Here is an 18,399-nt window from a genome sequence, read left to right on the forward strand (position 1 = left end):
GGTATAATACAGGAGAAAAGTTGATAACCGGTTGGAGACTACAGAGAGACCACGACATGGGGGGCGAAGCCTTGTTTTGTTGTGGTCTCTTTTCGTATACATCGAACCGGATTCATTATAGGAGGGGACAAGATGGAAATTAAAAATTTCTCAGCAAAAGAACGTGCCAAACGATATGAACAGTTAACAGGTGAGCGTCACGACGTGCTCGTCGTCGGCGGAGGTATCACCGGTGCCGGCATCGCGCTCGATGCCGCGTCTCGCGGAATGAAGACGGCCGTGCTCGAGATGCAAGATTTCGCAGCCGGGACGTCGAGTCGCTCGACGAAACTCGTCCATGGAGGCTTGCGCTATTTGAAACAGTTCGAAGTCGCGCTCGTCGCCGAAGTCGGGAAAGAACGCGCCATCGTTTATGAGAACGGACCACACGTCACGACGCCGGAACGCATGCTATTGCCGATGCATAAAGGCGGCACGTTCGGACCGCTCTCTACAGCGGTCGGCTTGATGGTGTACGACTTCTTGGCCGGCGTCAAACGCGCCGAGCGCCGCTTGATGTTGAAACCGGATGAGGTCATTCAAAAAGCACCGCTCGTCAAAAAAGACGGCCTCGTCGGTGGCGGCTATTACGTCGAATATCGGACGGATGACGCCCGGATGACGATTGAAGTCGCGAAAGAGGCGGCCAACCACGGTGCCCTCCTCATGAACTATTCGAAAGTGACCGGTCTCATCTATGAGCAAGGCAAAGTCGTCGGTGTCCATGTCGAAGACCAAATCGACGGTAAGACGTACGACGTCTATGCGAAGAAAGTCATCAACGCGACCGGACCTTGGGTCGACGTGCTCCGTGAACAGGACGGCTCGAATAAAGGGAAGATGCTCCGCTTGACGAAAGGGATTCACCTCGTCATCGACCAGTCGAAATTCCCGCTCAAACAAGCCATCTATTTCGATACACCGGACGGCCGGATGGTGTTCGCGATTCCGCGTGACGGCAAGGCGTACGTCGGGACGACGGATACGTTCTTCGATAAGGATAAAGCCCATCCGCGCATGACTACCGAGGACCGCGACTATATTTTAGAAGCGATTCATTATATGTTCCCAGACGTGAACGTGACAGCCGATGACGTCGAGTCGAGCTGGGCTGGGATTCGTCCGCTCATCTATGAGGAAGGCAAAGACCCGTCTGAGATTTCACGGAAAGATGAGGTTTGGCAGTCGGAGAGCGGCTTAATCACAATTGCCGGTGGGAAGTTGACCGGTTACCGCAAGATGTCAGAGACCGTCGTCGATTTGGTGGCGAAACTACTCAAACAAGAAGAAGGCATCGTCTTCCTCGCCTCGCGCACGAAGCATATGCCGATGTCGGGCGGCCATGTTGGTGGTTCGAAAGGGTTCGATGACTTCTTGACGAAGAAGAAGGCTGAATTGAAAAATCTAGGTCTCGATGACGTCAAAGCCGAGCAACTCGTCCGTCTATACGGATCGAACATCGACCGTGTCATCGAGCGGATGGATTCGAACGCGTACGACCTTCCGGAGTTCGTCTACGCACAACTTATTTACGGCATCGAAGAAGAGTCGGTCGTTCGGGCCATCGACTTCCTCGTCCGTCGTACCGGGGCGATGTTCTTTGACATCGACTTCGTCCGTAACTATAAAGACGGCGTGCTCCGTTGCATGGCCGACGTCTTCAAATGGTCTGATGCCCGTCTCGCAGAAGAGCGGGCCGAGGTCGAGAAAGAAATCGATCTCGCTGTCGTACCTGTGACCGTCGAATAACGATAAAAAGGAACCTCGTCGCGGCGAGGTTCCTTTTTATATGCCCAATTCTTCATAATACGCCATGATGCGTTCGTCGAGCGCCTCGACGACGTCCGGATCAGCGAACAGATACAAATAAAGATATGTGCCGTCTTCGCGATATATGTCCGTTTCAAGTGTTAGCGTGGTCGGGCGTCCCTCGAAGATGACCTCGATGGTACCGAGTGCGTGCTGGTTCATTTCGTCGAGTGCCGGATTAGACGCCAGCTTTTTAATGCGGGCGACGTCACTGTCTGCGATGGGCTCATCGAACGTCTCGGACAACACGGCGAACGTCTCTGGCAAATCCTCGAGATCGGTCTCGACGGCCGCGGCGAGTCGTATCTCTTCTTGTTCTTCCCCGAAGACGTTCACTACGAGGGCGACCATGCTTCCGATCGCCAAGACGAACAATACGTATAACAAATATTGTTTCATAATTTCGCTCCAATTCGTTTCATGTGTTCAGTATATCAGCGTACCCGGTGTTTAGAAATAGGGAGACAATGGTATTGAAAAAGATGGAAATGAGAAAGGCGGGAGAGTTACGATGAAACGAGCATTTACGATTGGTGGCGTCGTCCTCGTCTTGATTCTCGGATGGCGGTTTATCGATACAGATCGGCTGTTCGCCGATGTCTATTATACAAAAGTGCCGAGCGCAAACGTCACCGACCAAGGAAAGACGCATACGTATGAAACGATTGGCTATGATGAGTACGGCAAGAAACGACCAATCACGTTCGAGGCACCGGTCCGGTTGGCCGAAGGCGATTTTTTGAAACTGTATGTGAAAGACGAGCGGACGGTGACCGCCTACGATCCGGTACCTGAGTCGGAAGTACCGGCCCAGTTGAAGGATGAACAGACCGAGGAGCCGTTATCGATTCCGTTGCCTTGATTTCAAAATAGGTCCGTCGCCAAACGAAATTGGATTTGGTATGGTTATACTAGTGCAAACTATGGAGAGAAGGTAGATGGATGTCACGGATGTTGATTGCAGACGACCAAGACGGGATTCGGTTGATGTTGGCGCAAGTGTTCCAAAACCTCGGCATCGAGGTCGACACGGCGAACGACGGACAGAACGCTTGGGAAAAGCTCGAACAGAACGGATACGATTTAGTATTGCTCGATATGAACATGCCCCGCATGTTCGGCCATGAAGTACTACGTAACATGCGACAACGCGACATCGATACCCCGGTCATGATCATGACCGCGTTCGGGGAAAAATCGACACTCGAAGAAGTGCAACGGCTTGGCATTACCGCGCAATTTGAAAAGCCGTTCGATATTTATCGGATGATTGAAAAAGTGAAAGAAGTCCTCAAAATCACGTGATTCGTCACGAAGATGACATATGTAAACGCTTGCGCAGAGCCATTTCTATGCCCGAATAGCATAGGCACACGTTTCGACGTGTGTTATAATGGGAACGAATTGCACGGGGGCATTTTTCCCAAAGTGCACAATAGCGAACAGACAGGAGGATGTCATTATGCCATTAGTATCAATGACAGAAATGCTTAACAAAGCATTCGAAGGCAAGTATGCAGTAGGCCAATTCAACATCAACAACCTCGAGTGGACGCAAGCGATTCTTCGCGCTGCGGAAGACGAGAAATCACCAGTTATCCTCGGTGTATCAGAAGGTGCAGCGAAGTACATGGGTGGCTTCACAACAGTTGTTAAAATGACTGAAGGTCTCATGCACGACTACAACATCACTGTTCCAGTTGCAATCCACCTCGACCACGGTTCATCTTTCGACAAGTGTAAAGCAGCAATCGACGCTGGTTTCACGTCTGTTATGATCGACGGTTCACACCACCCGATCGAAGAGAACATCGAAATGACGAAACAAGTCGTTGAATACGCACACGCTAAAGGTGCTTCAGTTGAAGCGGAAGTCGGCACAGTCGGCGGCGAAGAAGACGGCGTTGTTGGCGGCGTACAATACGCTGACCTCGACGAGTGCGTACGTGTCGTCAAAGAAGCGAAAGTTGACGCTCTTGCAGCGGCACTCGGTTCTGTACACGGAGAATACCAAGGCGAGCCTAAACTCGGCTTCAAAGAGATGGAAGAAATCGCAGAAGCGACTAAAACTCCACTCGTTCTTCACGGCGGTTCAGGTATTCCTGAGCACCAAATCAAAAAAGCAATCGAGCTCGGTCACAGCAAAATCAACGTTAACACAGAGTGCCAACAAGAATGGACTCGTGCCGTACGTGAGAAGCTCAACACGGACTCGAAAGTATATGACCCACGTAAAGTCATCGGCCCTGGTGTCGAAGCGATCTATAACGTCGTTACTGGCAAAATGCGTGAGTTCGGTTCAAGCAACCAAGCATAATCCTGTCACATCAGTCGGTTCTCCCTGTGAGGACCGGCTTTTTTTATTGAATGTTGCTCATTGGAGCGATGCTCGCCATCGCCGCCTTGACGTAAAGGGTGTAGCAATTCCACGACAATTTCCTCATAATAAGGAGTGTAAGCGATCACAACACCATTCGAGGAGGAATTGGACATGCGTTTTTTCATTGACACGGCAAACGTGGAAGACATCAAGAAAGCTCATCAGATGGGCGTCATCGGGGGCGTGACGACGAATCCATCGCTCGTCGCCAAAGAAGGCGTCGATTTCCATACACGACTACGCGAAATCTGTGAGATCGTCGGGGATCTCTCAGTCAGCGCGGAAGTTATTGCGCTCGACGCAGCGGGTATGGTGGAAGAAGGAAAGGAACTTGCGGCCATCGCGCCGAATATTACTGTCAAGGTACCGATGACGCCAGCAGGGATGGAAGCGGTCAATACGTTTTCACAGCTCGGCATCAAGACGAACGTGACGCTCATCTTTAACGCCAACCAAGCGCTACTCGCGGCTCGGGCCGGTGCGTCATACGTCTCGCCATTCATCGGTCGTTTAGATGATATCGGTCAAGATGGTCTCGATCTCGTCGAGACGATTGCCAATATCTTTGCCATCCATGGCATCGATACAGAGATCATCGCAGCTTCCGTTCGCCATCCGGTCCACGTGACGAAGGCGGCCCTCCTTGGAGCCGACATCGCCACGGTGCCATACAAAGTCATCGAACAGATGATGAAACATCCGCTCACTGACAAAGGGATCGAGCAATTCTTAGCGGATTGGAACAACGCTCAATCCAAATAAGCTTGTCGCAGAAAGGTTTGATCTTCGTGGAAATTCTCCATATCGTAGGACAGCAGAAACTTGAAGGAACAGTTGACATTAGCGGTGCCAAACAGAGCGCCTTGCCTTGTCTCGTCGCAGCACTTTTGACAGAAGAACCGGTGACGATTGAGAACGTCCCTGTCATCGAGGACGTCGAAGTGATGCTCAGTCTATTACAAGAACTCGGCGTCGCGATTGAACGGGACGGGGAACGGATGACGCTTCATGCAAAAGATGCCGTCGCCATGCCGTTGCTCGGCTCCGAGACGCGTAAAGTCCGAGCCGCTGTCTATTTGCTCGGGGTGTTCGCGGCTCGCTTTGGGAAAGGAGCCGTGGGGCTTCCCGGTGGATATGCGATTGGTCCACGACCGATCGATTTACATTTGAAGGCACTCGAACGTCTCGGGATTAAAGTCGAGAACGAGTCGGGACTGTATCATGTGAACGCCGAAAAGCTGGAAGGGAATCGCATCTATCTCGACCTCCGTTCGTTCGGGGCGACGGTGAGTGCCATGCTCGCAGCCGTGCTCGCTGATGGAACGACCGTCATCGAGAATGCGGCCATCGACCCAGAAATCGTCGACGTCGCCACGATGCTCACTTCGATGGGGGCCCACGTTATCGGGGCGGGCACCGACGAGATTCGCATCAAAGGGGTCGACAAACTCCACGGCTGTACACACACGCTCATTCCCGATCGATTAGAGGCTGGGACGTTCATGATTTATGGCGCGGTCGCGGGCGAAGTGACAGTACGCAACGTCATTCCGACCCACTTAGAAGGCGTCATTCAAAAACTATTGGATTACGGGGCCGACGTCGAAGTCGGGGAAGAGACGATCACGGTGCGGGCGAACGCCTTCGAACCAATCGATATTCGTGTCTTCCATTACTCGGGTTATCCGACCGACTTACAACCGATCATGTCGGCCGCGCTGTTGAAAGCGAACGGGACGAGTATCGTCACCGATAAGCTGTACGCCCAACGTTTCCGTCATATTGCGGAAATGCGGCGCATGAACGCGCAGATTACGCTCGAGGACGCTTCGGCTGTCATCCGTGGTGGGACAACGCTCGCCAATGCGGAGATGGAATGTGCGGACGCACGGAGCGGGGCAGCCCTCGCTTTAGCGGGACTTCAAGCGAGTGGCGAGTCCACCGTAATCCACGCGGAAAAATTGAACGATTCATATGTCGATTTCGTCGGCAAACTAAAACAACTCGGCGCGCTCGTCTGGGTCGATGAGGTGTCCGAGTAAAAGGGGGAGAATTCGGGTGGAACGTAGTTTATCAATGGAATTGGTCCGAGTCACAGAAGCGGCAGCGCTATCTTCGGCTCGTTGGATGGGTAAAGGCTTGAAAGAAGAGGCAGATGACGCGGCGACGACCGCGATGCGTGAAGTGTTCGATACGATTCCGATGAAAGGAGTCGTCGTCATCGGGGAAGGCGAGATGGACGAGGCGCCGATGCTCTACATCGGTGAGAAAGTCGGGAACGGCTATGGCTCACGCCTCGACGTCGCCGTCGATCCGCTCGAAGGGACGAGCATCGTCGCGACGGGAACGTGGGGAGCACTCGCCGTGCTCGCCGTCGCCGATGCGGGTGATTTATTGCACGCGCCAGACATGTATATGGATAAAATCGCTGTCGGTCCGGAAGCGGCCGGGTTGATCAGTCTCGACAACTCGATTGAAGAGAATATCGCCATCGTCGCCAAGGCGAAGAACAAGAACGTCGAAGACGTCGTCGTCACGATTTTACATCGTGACCGTCACGAAGAGATGATTCAACGCGTTCGTGCCACGGGTGCCCGCATCAAGTTGATTCCCGACGGAGACGTGGCTGCGGCCATCAACACGGCGTTCCCGAAAACGGGCGTCGACTTGTTGCTCGGCTCTGGCGGTGCGCCGGAAGGTGTCATCGCGGCCGTCGCGATGAAGTGTCTCGGCGGTGACTTCCAAGGTCGCCTGCTTCCTGAAGACGAAGCCCAAGAGAAGCGTTGCCAAGACATGGGCATCGCCGATACAGGCCGGATTTTACTATTGGACGACCTCGTCAAAGGAGAAGATTGCATCTTCGCCGCGACGGGTGTGACGGACGGGGAGTTGCTCCGCGGCGTCCAGTTCACTGGACAAGGCGGTCAGACGCACTCGGTCGTCATGCGTGCCAAGTCAGGGACGGTCCGTTTCGTCGAAGGCATCCACTCCTTGAAGAAAAAACCGAAAATGGTCATGAAACCTTAATTCTCTCGAGCTGTGGACATTGCGTCCACAGCTTTTTTGATGTGTTTCTTCATATTTAACATGCGGATAGAACGGGAATGGAAGAGGAGGAGGTGGGTGTGATGATTGAAGTGGAATCGCTCGTCAAAACGTTCGGGGACGTGCCGGCCGTCGATGGAATCTCGTTCTCGGTGCAAGAAGGAGAGATTTTCGCTTTCCTTGGACCGAACGGGGCCGGCAAGTCGACGACCGTGCAAATGTTGACGACGCTCGTACGACCGACCGAAGGGAAAGCGCGGGTAAACGGATTCGATGTCGTCAAACAAGAGAAGGACGTCCGCTTGTCCATCGGTGTCGCCCTGCAAGAGACCGGAATCGATAAAGTATTGACCGGGCGGGAACTGCTCGTCCTGCAAGGGCGGTTGTTCAAGATGACAAAACAAGAGGCGGAGACGCGCGCCGAGGAACTGCTCCGTGTCGTCTCACTCACGGAAGCGGCCGACCGGAGAAGCGGGACGTATTCGGGCGGGATGCGGCGCCGGCTCGATTTGGCGCTCACGCTCGTCCATCGACCGACCGTCTTGTTTTTAGATGAACCGACGACGGGGCTCGACCCGGCGAGCCGCATCGAGATTTGGAACGAGGTGAGACGACTCAACGAAGAGTTCGGTACGACGATTTTCTTGACGACCCAGTACTTAGAGGAAGCAGATGAACTAGCCGACCGAATTGCCATCATCAATCATGGGAAAATCGTCAGTGAAGGAACGGCCGAGGCGCTGAAACGACTCGTCGGCGGCGAGACGATTGCGATGACGTTTCACAGCAATCAAGAGGCGGCCGCAGCCGCTGCGCTGTTCGGTCATGCGGCGACCGGGCAACACGTGGCGTTCGAGCTCGTCGACCATACGCTGATGGAAGTCGTGCGCCAGCTCGATGAGCGGTCGCTTCAACCGGAAAGTCTGACCGTGAAGCAACCGTCGCTCGATGACGTCTTTTTGAAAGTGACCGGCGAGTCATACGAAGGAGGTGTGCCCGATGTGGACTGAGACATGGCTCTTCACGAAACGGAGTCTCGTCACGACGATTCGAAATCCGTTTTCGTTCATCCCTAACTTGATTATCTCGGTGTTCTTCCTACTCGTGTATACGAGCGGATTGTCGAGCGTCGCTTCGCTTCCTCAGTTTGATGGGAGCGCCTATTTGAACTTCATCTTACCTGTCTCCATCGTGTCCGGGGCGGTCGGCGGGGCGGGGGGGACGGGACAGGCGCTCGTCCGTGATATTGAGAGCGGCTACTTCGCCCGCTTGCTTCTGACTCCGGCGACGCGGACGGCGATTGTGCTCGGACCGATGATTGCCGGGATGCTGCAACTGCTCGTCCAGACGCTCCTCATTTTCGGGGTGGCGTTCTTGCTCGGTTTGTCGATTCCGGTCGGTCTGCCTGGCTTCTTGTTCACGGTGCTGCTTGCCATCGGATTCGGCCTTGGTTTTGCCGGCTACTCGGTCGGTGTCGCGTTGAAGACACGGAACGCTCAGGCTGCACAAGCCGGGACCCTTTTATTTTTCCCGCTCATCTTCTTGTCAACGACGTTCGTCCCGAAAGAGTTGATTGAGGCGGAATGGCTCAAAGTAGCGGCGACGTTTAATCCGACGACGTATATTTTTGAAGGGATGCGTGCCGTCTTGACACAACCGACAATTGACTGGAGCGCGTTATCGGCCGGACTTGCCGTTGCCGGGGCGATGAGCGTCATCATGGTCGTGTTCGCGGCGACGAACGCACGCGGTGCCTTGAAACAAAAATGACGAGCAAGGGATTCAGCCCCGCTCGTCCTGGTCAATCATGAACGTCACAATCAAAAACAGAATAAAACTGATTAAGGAGACCGTGCCCCCGATGATGAAGTAGACGAGGGTGACGGTCTCATTCCATTGGAACGGGTTCATCGTGTAAAACCACATCCCGCTCGTCAAGCCGATTGATCCGATGACAGCCGTCCACCCGTGAATCGTAACGAGTAATTGGTTCCGGACCGCATACAAGCGATAGAAGACTCCCCAGGCGAAGACCGATAGCCAACCGGCGAGCAGAATGTGGGCATGAATCGGACGAAAGGCATAACTGCCGGCACCCGACATGTGCGATCCGAGTACCGTTCCGATGACACCGAAAACGGCAGCGAGGCGAATCAAACGAAGACTCCAAATCTTTTCCATGGCATAGAACAACTCCTTCGACGTGATGGCTTTATCGTATCGAAGCCAGATGAACAGAAGATGAACGAACACAAAAAAACGACCCAGTTCCTATGAACCGGGTCGTTTGATCGTTTGAATTAAAGGTATGATCCTGCACCGACATAACGTGGTGCCCAGTAACCTGATGTGAAGCTCGCGTATTTAACGCCGCCTGTTTCAGAGTTGATCATTTGTGTTTTGCTGAGTGCCATTCCAACGTGTTGAATCGTGCTTCCGTTGTGTGAGAAGAACACGAGGTCGCCGGCTTGAATCGCTGACTTCGAAACTTTTTTCGAGTTTGCGTATTGCGAGCGTGAATCACGTGGGATCGATTTGTTGATCGCTTTCTTGTAAACGTGACCTGTGTAACCTGAGCAGTCAAAGCCTGAAGTTGTCGTTCCACCGTAACGGTAAGGTGTGCCGAGGTACTTCTTCGATTCAGCGACAAGTTTCGTACGAGCGCTTGATGCAGAAGACGTTGTTACTTTAGTGGCAGTTGCTGTGTTTGCTTTCAAGTACGTGTAAGTAGATGAAGCTGAGATATAACGGTGAGTCCCTTTGTAGTTGATTTTGTAGAACGAACCAACCTTACCAAGGTATGTATAGCGTTGGCCTTTGTTCATCGTTGCTGAAACTTTCGATGTGAGCGACGGTGCTGTGCGGATGTTCAAGCCGTTGACTTTCGAGTAAGCGAATGTTCCAGTAGCGGCTTCTGCTTGTTCACCTGTTGTGAAAGCAAGACCCGAGAAAGCGAGAGTGGCAGCGACGATGATAGATGCGAAACGCTTTAACATAGTGTATTTCCCTCCGTTTTTTAAAATAAAACCCTAAGTGGCTGTATATGATCGATGTGTGTAAACTAAGTTAGAGCACAAGTTGCGGATATTACCCGGTTTCCTGTGCAAATAAACTATATCATGCGCAAGACCGATGGCATTTTTCAATCACAAGACAAAAACAGTTTTCTTGTAACATATTTGAAACAATATGCGAGAATAGAGACTTATTTGTTACATACATAGTAAAAAGGCTGTTATGTTTTCAACAACAGGGGAATAGACTGACATAAAGCCGTTTTTCCAACAGTGACGGTTTAACGGAAGTGTGATTAGATGAATGAGGAATGAACGTTTACTTTTGAAATATAGAATCATGAAAGACAGGTGACTTGAATGAGTCAAACGACTGAACCGGTTAAAAACTACACGCTTCGTGAACTCGAGACGAAGACGTTGAAAGAGTTATATGAGATCGCGAAAGAAGTGAACGTGCCCCAGTATCGCGAGGCACGGAAACGTGAGCTCATGTTCCGGATATTGAAATCACAGGCAGAATCAAAAGATCTTTATTTTCTCGAAGGGATCCTTGAAATCATTCCGCCTAACCCACAGTCGCAAAACGATGGCGGTTTTGGTTTCCTGCGCCCCATCAATTACTCGCAATCGTCTGAAGATATTTATATCGCGGCGTCACAAATTCGTCGCTTCAATCTCCGAAACGGCGACCTCGTGACGGGGAAAGTGCGGAAGCCGAAAGAGAATGAACGGTTCCAGGGCCTCCTCAGTGTCGAGGCGGTTAACGGCGAGACGACGGACTCGACGCGCAACCGGGACTACTTCCCGGCGCTCACGCCGATTTATCCGGAGCGACAGATGGTGCTCGAGACGGAGCCGAATCATTTGTCGGTCCGCGTCATGGACATGATTGCGCCCGTCGGTTTCGGACAACGCGGTTTGATCGTTGCGCCGCCTAAGGCAGGGAAGACGTCTCTTTTAAAAGAGATTGCCAACTCGATTACGACGAACCATCCGAACGTCGAGTTAATCATTCTGTTGATTGATGAGCGGCCGGAAGAAGTGACGGACATTCAACGTTCGGTGCCGGGCGCAGACGTCGCCTACTCGACGTTTGACGAGACACCGGAGAACCATGCCCGCATCTCGGAACTCGTGCTCGAACGGGCGATGCGCCTCGTCGAGCATAAGAAGGACGTTGTCATCTTGCTCGACTCGATCACGCGTCTGACGCGGGCGTACAACTTGTCCGTCCCGCCGAGCGGACGAACGCTCTCCGGTGGGATTGACCCGGCCGCGTTTCATAAACCGAAGAAATTCTTCGGGGCGGCCCGTAATATCGAGGACGGCGGCAGTTTGACGATTCTTGGCACCGCCCTCGTCGATACCGGTTCGCGCATGGATGACGTCATCTATGAAGAGTTCAAAGGAACGGGCAACATGGAGCTGCACCTCGACCGCAAACTGGCGGAACGTCGGATTTTCCCGGCCATCGACATTCGTCGTTCGGGAACGCGCAAGGAAGAATTGCTGCTCGGCAAAGGCGAACTCGACTCGCTTTGGACGATTCGTCGCACGATGAACGAGTCGCCAGACTTCGTCGATCAGTTCTTGCGCCGGGTCCGCGAGACGAAAACGAACCTCGACTTTTTTGCGGCGCTTGAGGCCGATAAGAAAAAGAGTCGACGCCCGGTGAAAAAAACGAAAACGGACTTGTAAATCCGTGAACCGGGTGCTATTATATTCTAGTGAACTTTCTCTAGGTTGAAAGAATACTTAGGGCAGAAGGAGTTGAAAAGCAATGAAACAAGGAATCCACCCAGAATACCGTAAAGTCGTATTCATGGACTCGACGACTGAGTTCAAATTCATCTCTGGTTCGACTCGTTACTCTAACGAGACAATCACGATGGAAGATGGTAACGAATACCCACTCATCCGTGTCGATGTATCTTCTGATTCGCACCCATTCTACACAGGTCGCCAGAAATTCGCATCTGCGGACGGTCGTATCGAGCGCTTCAACAAGAAGTACCAACGCTAATCGTCAACTTGTATGCACACCGCCTAGGGATTGCCCTTGGCGGTTTTTATTTTTTCTAGATAGAAGTCAACCCTTTTTCTTCAAGAAAAAGATGGGTATAATCGGGAAGCGATTAATGAAGGAGAGGGCGAAGTAAAATGATGCATGTGACGAACCGTTACGGTTGGATAGAAGTGATTTGTGGAAGTATGTTTTCTGGGAAATCGGAGGAACTCATCCGCCGTGTCCGTCGGGCGCATTACGGGAAAATCCCTGTCCAAGTATTTAAACCAGGAATCGATGACCGTTACCACGAAGAGAACGTCGTCTCCCATAGCGGCAACTCGGTCATGGCCGTCCCGATTCAATCGAGTCAAGAGTTATACGACGCGGTGCGCGAAGAGACGCAAGTCATCGCTATCGACGAGGTCCAATTTTTCGATGAAGGCATCGTCGACGTCATCGAGCAATTAGCGTCAGAAGATAAACGTGTCATCTGCGCCGGCCTCGACATGGACTTCCGAGGGGAGCCGTTCACGATGATGCCAGAGCTGTTGTCACGTGCCGAGTTCGTCACGAAACTGCAGGCCATCTGTCTGTCATGCGGGGCCCCGGCTTCCCGGACGCAACGATTGATTGACGGGGAACCGGCCCGCTTCGAGGATCCGGTCATCTTGGTCGGTGCGTCGGAGTCGTACGAACCGCGTTGCCGCCATTGTCATGACGTCCCGAATAAACCACGCCCGGTCCGCCACACAGTGGCCGACTGACGTCAACGGACCGCCCTCGGCGGTTCGTTTTTTGCTATAATGAAGACAGTTCGATTTGACGGAGAAAGGACGGATCATCATGTTTGACCGTTTGAGCGTATTAGAAGAACGCTATATGCAATTAAATGAGATGCTCGCTGACCCTGAAGTGCTCAGCGATGCGAATAAATTACGACAATATTCAAAAGAACAGTCGCAACTCGAAGAGACGGTACAGGCGTATCGTCACTATAAAGAGACGAGCACGGCGTATAAAGAAGCGAAAACGATGCTCGAGGATCGCACGCTCGATGCCGAGATGCGTGAGCTCGCCAAAGAGGAGATGTCACTCCTTGAGCCGGAAGTGAAGGCGCTCGAGGCGAAACTGCGCGTCTTGTTGTTACCGAAAGATCCGAACGACGACAAGAACGTCATCGTCGAGATTCGCGGGGCAGCCGGTGGGGACGAGGCGGCACTGTTCGCGGTCGACCTGTATAAGATGTACACCCGGTTCGCCGAGCGGCAGAACTGGAAGGCCGAATTGATTGACGCCAACTATACAGAACTCGGCGGCTTCAAAGAAGTGACGTTCTTGATTAACGGGGCGGGTGCCTATTCGAAACTGAAGTTCGAGAACGGAGCGCATCGGGTCCAACGTGTCCCATCGACCGAGTCGGGTGGACGGATTCATACGTCGACGGCGACGGTCGCTGTGTTGCCGGAAGCAGAGGACGTCGAAGTGCACATCGATATGAAAGACGTCCGCGTCGACACGTTCACATCGTCGGGGCCAGGTGGCCAGTCGGTCAACACGACCCAATCGGCCGTGCGCTTGACGCACATCCCGTCGGGGCTCGTCGTCTCGTGTCAGGACGAGAAGTCGCAACATAAAAACAAGGACAAGGCGCTCAAAGTACTCCGGGCTCGCCTGTATGACAAGATGCAGAGCGAACACCTTCAAGAATTGTCGGCGCAACGAAAGTCTGCGGTCGGAACGGGAGACCGCTCGGAGCGGATTCGGACGTATAATTTCCCGCAGAGCCGTGTGACCGATCACCGCATCGGTTTGACGCTCCAAAAGCTCGACCGCGTCCTCGCCGGAGAACTTGAAGATATCATCGACGCCCTCGTCATGGACGAACAGGCCCGTCTGATGGAGGATGTCGATTGATGCGGATTGCAGCGAAGCTGAAACAAGCGGAACGGGAGCTTGCGGCCGCGGGGCGTGACGCCTCGACGGCGGAGTGGTGGCTCATGCACGTCCTTGACGTCGATCGGACGGGACTGCTCATCCGTTTGTCTGACGAATTGACGCCGGAAGAGACGGCGTCGTTTGACGCCGGGCTCGAGCGTCTTTTGGCCGGCGAGCCGGTCCAACATTTGATTGGTCACGCCCCGTTTTATGGACGGATGTTCGAGGTCAATCGTGACGTCTTGATTCCGCGTCCGGAAACGGAAGAGCTGATTGAATGGCTCGTCGAGCATGTGCATAACGTCTCCGACGATGACATCGTCGACATCGGGACAGGGAGCGGCGCGATTGCCGTCACGCTCAGTCTCGAGCTCGGTGTCCGTGTCCAAACGGTCGATATTTCCCGGGAAGCGATTGCGGTCGCCAAACGAAATGCAGCGACGCTCGGTGCCGACGTCATCTTCCATGAAGGCGATTGCCTGTCACCGATTGCTGACGACTCGATTCGTGTCCTCGTCTCGAATCCGCCTTATATTGAGGCGGACGAACTGCTCGATGAGACGGTGGCGGGATATGAGCCCCACCTCGCCTTATTCGGCGGAGCGGACGGGCTCGACTTTTATCGAACAATCATTGCCGACTCGATGCGCGTCCTGTGTGCCGATTGGCAATTGATTGTATTTGAAATCGGGTATAATCAAGGACAAGTTGTGAAATCGTACCTGTCCGAACGTTATCCTGAAGCAGAAACGGGTATTTTAAAAGATATAAACGGCAAAGACCGAATCGTCTACGCCGTGAGGGAAGGGATTGCGCATGGAAACGAAATGGATCAAGCCGACAGAAGTTGAGGAAGGGGTACGTCTCTTGAAGGCTGGCGAGGTGATTGCCATCCCGACGGAGACCGTCTACGGACTCGCCGGAGATGCGACGAACGATGTCGCCATCAAAAAGATTTTCGAGGCGAAAGGAAGACCATCGGACAACCCGCTCATCGTCCACGTCGCCACGGTCGAACAGGCCGAACATTTCGCGCAAACCATCCCGCCGGTCGCGAGACGCTTAATGGACGCGTTTTGGCCCGGTGCCTTGACCATCATCTTACCGTCGAACGGTCGGGCGTCGTCACTCGTGACGGCTGGTCTTGATTCGATTGGATTGCGGATGCCGGACCATCCGGCCGCGCTCGACTTGATCCGCACGTCCGGTCTTGGACTAGCAGCACCAAGTGCGAACCGTTCGGGACGTCCATCACCGACGTCGGCCCGGCACGTGGCAGATGATTTGACCGGTCGGATCGCGGGTATTATGGATGGGGGACCGACGGGCATCGGCGTCGAGTCGACCGTAATCGATTGCACGGCAGAACCGGCGACGATTTTGCGTCCGGGTGGTGTCACGAAAGAAGCGATTGAAGCGGTCATCGGCCCGGTCATTCTCGATGCCAACTTGAGCGATGAAACAGCTGCGCCACGATCACCAGGAATGAAGTACACCCATTATGCCCCGAGCGCACCCCTGTATTTAGTCGAAGGGGGACGCGCAGACCTCGTCCGTGTCGTCATGGCACGGCAGGAAGCGGGCAAACGAGTTGGCGCGCTCGTGTTCGATGAAGCGACGACCCCGGCTGACGTCACCCTCTCTCTCGGGACTTCGATGGAGACGGCGGCCCAGCGGCTATATGAGGCGTTGCGCAAATTTGATGAGACGGATGTAGAAGAGATTTACGTGAATCGGATTGAACCGACGGGAGTCGCTCTTGCCGTTTATAACCGCCTCTATAAGGCGGCTGGCGGTAAAGTCATCCGTCCATAGGAAGAGGCTTAAGGACATAGAGGAGGATCACGCGATGTCGATGAAACGCGTATTATTCATATGTAGTGGGAACACATGCCGAAGCCCGATGGCGATGGCCCTGCTCCGCTCGAAAGTGACGGGGGACGAGTTCGATATTCGTTCAGCCGGGCTTCGGACGATGCAAGGGTTTGACGCATCAGAAAATGCACTCCAAGTGTTGCGTGAACGAGGAATTGAGCTCGAGCACGTGACGCAGACGTTTGACGACGTCCTCGGACGCTGGTCGGACGTCATCTTGACGATGACACGGGCGCATCGTGAACAAATTCGGGATACGTATCCGGATTTGGCCGATCGCACATTCACATTATATGAGTTCGTCACGGGACTCGAGCGCGATATCAACGACCCGTTTGGAGGGTCGATGAACGTCTATCGCCAAGTCCGAAACGAACTCGAACCACTCGTGAATCGACTTGTGCTAAAATTGACGAATGACGGGTCAAAGGTGACAAAACCACCGAGACGCCTACCAAAGAAGACGGGGGAATGACGGAATGAAAATCGCAATTGGCGCCGACCATGGCGGCTTCAACTTGAAGAAAGAGATTGTAGGACTGTTAGAGGAGCTCGGTCACGAATATAAGGACTTCGGGACGCACTCGGCCGATTCAATTGATTATCCGGACGTAGCCATCCCGGTCGCCGAAGCAGTCGCGGCCGGCGAGTTCGACCGTGGCATCTTGATTTGTGGGACTGGAATCGGCATTGGCATTGCCGCCAACAAAGTGAAAGGCATCCGGGCGGCACTCGTGCACGACTCGTTCAGCGCGAAAGCGACGCGTCAACATAACGACTCGAACATCATGACGATGGGCGAGCGCGTCATCGGACCGGGTCTTGCACTCGACTTAGTGGCGACATGGCTCGATACGGACTTCGAAGGCGGACGCCACTCGAACCGTGTCGACAAGATGAGCGCTTACGAAACGAAGTGACGACGATGAAGGCGGAGCTTTTGAACTTATTGACGGAGTTGCATGAACGGTTTCCGTTAGATGAGGAAAAGATGCTCGTCATCGGTTGTTCGACGAGCGAGGTCGTCGGCAAGACAATCGGGAAAGCGGGTTCGATTGATGTGGCGTCGGATTTGATTGAGGCGTTCCTTGCGTTTCGAGACAAGACTGGTGTCCATCTCGCCTTTCAAGGGTGCGAGCACATCAACCGTGCTCTTACCGTCGAACGTCGGACGCTCAAACAATTCGGGTTGACGGAAGTGACGGTCGTCCCGGTCCGCGCAGCGGGCGGGGCGATGGCGGAGAAAGCGTATGAACGCTTCGATGCCCCGTGCGTCGTTGAATCGATTCAAGCGGACGCCGGCATCGATATCGGCTCGACGTTGATCGGCATGCATTTGAAGCCGGTCGCGATTCCGGTCCGATTGTCGGCGAAGCAGCTCGGGGAGGCGTACGTCACGTTCGCCATCACGCGACCGAAACTGATTGGCGGCCCGCGGGCCCACTATCCAGCGAAATGACGAAAGCCGGTCGCATTGACCGGCTTTTTTGCGTTACAATTCTTCACTGAATAGATAGGAAATGACCATCGGGAACCGTTCCCGCCAAGCGAGTTCGTTATGCACGCCCTCCTCGATGACCTCGAAGCGGATGTGGTCGACTTTATCGCGCAACAGGGCGTAGACGCGCTCACTCGACTCGAGATACATCTCGTTCGTCGGACCGTCCGCTGACGGCTGTTCGACTTCTTTGCGACCGACGTCCATGTATAGACGTTCGACGCCGTTCAAATCACTCGCGTCAATCAATTGCTCGAGTTCGGTCTGGTTGAACCAGAACGCCGAGGACAACGAGGCGACGCGCTTGAAGATATCGGGATAGACGCATGCGGCGTAAATCGAGATCAACCCACCCATCGAGCTACCCATCATCGCCGTCTCGTCCGGTTTCGTCCGGTAGTCCGCATCAATCATCGGCTTCAACTCTTGGGCGATATATTCAATGTAGGCCGATCCTTGTCCGCCGAGCGTCACGTCCTGACTGAGCAGGCTCTCGCCGATGTACGGGTTCTCCCACGGACCGTACTCGTCGAGCCGCATCTCGCCGGGGGCGCTGTCGATGCCGACGATGATGATGTCGCGCTTCGAGGCGTCCATATATTCACCGGCGCGCCAGCTCATCTTATAGCTCGCGTCCTCATCGGCGAACACATTTTGCCCGTCGTGCATATAGAGCACGGGATATCGTTTGTCTGTCGTGTCATAATCGGCCGGGGTATACACCCGAATCGTCCGCTCGCGCTCGAACGGGGTAATGGTGATTTGTTTTGTCTCAATCATAAGTAGCCTCCTC

At 53.7% G+C, this 18,399-nt stretch carries 22 protein-coding genes; 18 read left to right on the plus strand and 4 right to left on the minus strand.

Features of this window, described 5'->3' with window-relative positions; genetic code table 11:
* Positions 1-132 precede the first annotated feature (132 nt).
* Positions 133-1,788 (plus strand): glycerol-3-phosphate dehydrogenase/oxidase, encoded by a 1,656-nt coding sequence (locus tag KNO58_RS00250; RefSeq protein ID WP_214751035.1) that lies wholly within the window; start codon positions 133-135, stop codon positions 1,786-1,788.
* A gap of 36 nt (positions 1,789-1,824) precedes the next feature.
* On the opposite strand, the gene KNO58_RS00255 is transcribed toward KNO58_RS00250, so the two are convergent.
* On the minus strand, positions 1,825-2,247 hold the full coding sequence (locus KNO58_RS00255) for a hypothetical protein (RefSeq protein ID WP_214751037.1): 423 nt from the start codon (positions 2,245-2,247) through the stop codon (positions 1,825-1,827).
* Positions 2,248-2,359: 112 nt separating this feature from the next.
* Here KNO58_RS00255 and KNO58_RS00260 point away from each other — a divergent pair, with 112 nt between their 5' ends.
* The 8 genes from KNO58_RS00260 (at position 2,360) to KNO58_RS00295 (ending at position 9,043) form a co-directional block, all read left to right on the plus strand.
* On the plus strand, positions 2,360-2,710 hold the full coding sequence (locus KNO58_RS00260) for a YxeA family protein (RefSeq protein ID WP_214751039.1): 351 nt from the start codon (positions 2,360-2,362) through the stop codon (positions 2,708-2,710).
* An 80-nt stretch (positions 2,711-2,790) separates the two neighbouring features.
* Positions 2,791-3,153, plus strand: coding sequence for a response regulator (locus KNO58_RS00265; protein WP_021066098.1), 363 nt, complete (start codon positions 2,791-2,793; stop codon positions 3,151-3,153).
* 157 nt (positions 3,154-3,310) lie between these two features.
* Positions 3,311-4,165, plus strand: coding sequence for a class II fructose-1,6-bisphosphate aldolase (fba, locus tag KNO58_RS00270; RefSeq protein WP_021066099.1), 855 nt, complete (start codon positions 3,311-3,313; stop codon positions 4,163-4,165).
* Between the two features lie 174 nt (positions 4,166-4,339).
* Positions 4,340-4,990 (plus strand): fructose-6-phosphate aldolase, encoded by a 651-nt coding sequence (fsa, locus tag KNO58_RS00275; RefSeq protein ID WP_214751041.1) that lies wholly within the window; start codon positions 4,340-4,342, stop codon positions 4,988-4,990.
* A gap of 26 nt (positions 4,991-5,016) precedes the next feature.
* Positions 5,017-6,270 carry a UDP-N-acetylglucosamine 1-carboxyvinyltransferase gene (murA, locus tag KNO58_RS00280; protein WP_214751043.1) on the plus strand — a complete coding sequence of 418 codons (1,254 nt, stop codon included), beginning with the start codon at positions 5,017-5,019 and terminating at the stop codon, positions 6,268-6,270.
* A 16-nt stretch (positions 6,271-6,286) separates the two neighbouring features.
* Positions 6,287-7,255, plus strand: coding sequence for a class II fructose-bisphosphatase (gene glpX / locus KNO58_RS00285; RefSeq protein WP_029594665.1), 969 nt, complete (start codon positions 6,287-6,289; stop codon positions 7,253-7,255).
* A 101-nt stretch (positions 7,256-7,356) separates the two neighbouring features.
* Positions 7,357-8,283: an ATP-binding cassette domain-containing protein gene (locus tag KNO58_RS00290; RefSeq protein WP_214751045.1), complete on the plus strand. Its 927-nt coding sequence runs from the start codon at positions 7,357-7,359 to the stop codon at positions 8,281-8,283.
* Positions 8,273-9,043 carry an ABC transporter permease gene (locus KNO58_RS00295; protein ID WP_138858765.1) on the plus strand — a complete coding sequence of 257 codons (771 nt, stop codon included), beginning with the start codon at positions 8,273-8,275 and terminating at the stop codon, positions 9,041-9,043. Before KNO58_RS00290 ends, KNO58_RS00295 begins: the two co-directional genes overlap by 11 nt.
* A gap of 12 nt (positions 9,044-9,055) precedes the next feature.
* Here KNO58_RS00295 and KNO58_RS00300 read toward each other — a convergent pair whose 3' ends face one another.
* Positions 9,056-9,454 carry a hypothetical protein gene (locus tag KNO58_RS00300; protein ID WP_214751047.1) on the minus strand — a complete coding sequence of 133 codons (399 nt, stop codon included), beginning with the start codon at positions 9,452-9,454 and terminating at the stop codon, positions 9,056-9,058.
* Between the two features lie 119 nt (positions 9,455-9,573).
* Complete coding sequence (locus KNO58_RS00305; RefSeq protein ID WP_214751050.1) at positions 9,574-10,269, minus strand: C40 family peptidase; 696 nt, start codon at positions 10,267-10,269, stop codon at positions 9,574-9,576.
* 378 nt (positions 10,270-10,647) lie between these two features.
* Between KNO58_RS00305 and rho the strand changes: the two genes are divergently transcribed.
* From rho to KNO58_RS00350, 9 genes are all read left to right on the plus strand, one after another.
* Entirely contained in the window at positions 10,648-11,988 is a 1,341-nt protein-coding gene (gene rho / locus KNO58_RS00310; protein ID WP_214751052.1) for a transcription termination factor Rho, read from the plus strand.
* 82 nt (positions 11,989-12,070) lie between these two features.
* Complete coding sequence (locus KNO58_RS00315; RefSeq protein ID WP_021066109.1) at positions 12,071-12,313, plus strand: type B 50S ribosomal protein L31; 243 nt, start codon at positions 12,071-12,073, stop codon at positions 12,311-12,313.
* A gap of 137 nt (positions 12,314-12,450) precedes the next feature.
* Entirely contained in the window at positions 12,451-13,062 is a 612-nt protein-coding gene (locus KNO58_RS00320) for a thymidine kinase (protein WP_214751054.1), read from the plus strand.
* Positions 13,063-13,141: 79 nt separating this feature from the next.
* Positions 13,142-14,212: a peptide chain release factor 1 gene (prfA, locus tag KNO58_RS00325; protein WP_214751056.1), complete on the plus strand. Its 1,071-nt coding sequence runs from the start codon at positions 13,142-13,144 to the stop codon at positions 14,210-14,212.
* The gene (gene prmC, locus KNO58_RS00330; RefSeq protein WP_214751866.1) at positions 14,212-15,084 is read left to right on the plus strand and encodes a peptide chain release factor N(5)-glutamine methyltransferase; all 873 of its coding nucleotides are present in this window, start codon (positions 14,212-14,214) and stop codon (positions 15,082-15,084) included. The genes prfA and prmC overlap by 1 nt, the downstream gene beginning before the upstream one ends.
* Positions 15,050-16,048 carry an L-threonylcarbamoyladenylate synthase gene (locus KNO58_RS00335; protein WP_214751058.1) on the plus strand — a complete coding sequence of 333 codons (999 nt, stop codon included), beginning with the start codon at positions 15,050-15,052 and terminating at the stop codon, positions 16,046-16,048. Before prmC ends, KNO58_RS00335 begins: the two co-directional genes overlap by 35 nt.
* A gap of 34 nt (positions 16,049-16,082) precedes the next feature.
* The gene (locus KNO58_RS00340) at positions 16,083-16,583 is read left to right on the plus strand and encodes a low molecular weight protein arginine phosphatase (protein ID WP_021066114.1); all 501 of its coding nucleotides are present in this window, start codon (positions 16,083-16,085) and stop codon (positions 16,581-16,583) included.
* A gap of 4 nt (positions 16,584-16,587) precedes the next feature.
* Complete coding sequence (gene rpiB, locus KNO58_RS00345) at positions 16,588-17,028, plus strand: ribose 5-phosphate isomerase B (protein ID WP_214751060.1); 441 nt, start codon at positions 16,588-16,590, stop codon at positions 17,026-17,028.
* A complete protein-coding gene (locus KNO58_RS00350) occupies positions 17,025-17,567 on the plus strand; it encodes a TIGR01440 family protein (RefSeq protein ID WP_214751867.1) in 543 nt (180 codons plus the stop codon). Before rpiB ends, KNO58_RS00350 begins: the two co-directional genes overlap by 4 nt.
* Before the next feature lie 33 nt (positions 17,568-17,600).
* Here KNO58_RS00350 and KNO58_RS00355 read toward each other — a convergent pair whose 3' ends face one another.
* Positions 17,601-18,386: an alpha/beta hydrolase gene (locus tag KNO58_RS00355; RefSeq protein ID WP_214751062.1), complete on the minus strand. Its 786-nt coding sequence runs from the start codon at positions 18,384-18,386 to the stop codon at positions 17,601-17,603.
* Positions 18,387-18,399: the final 13 nt, after the last annotated feature.

The organism is Exiguobacterium sp. J17977, from assembly GCF_018616375.1.
Taxonomy (GTDB): domain Bacteria; phylum Bacillota; class Bacilli; order Exiguobacteriales; family Exiguobacteriaceae; genus Exiguobacterium; species Exiguobacterium mexicanum.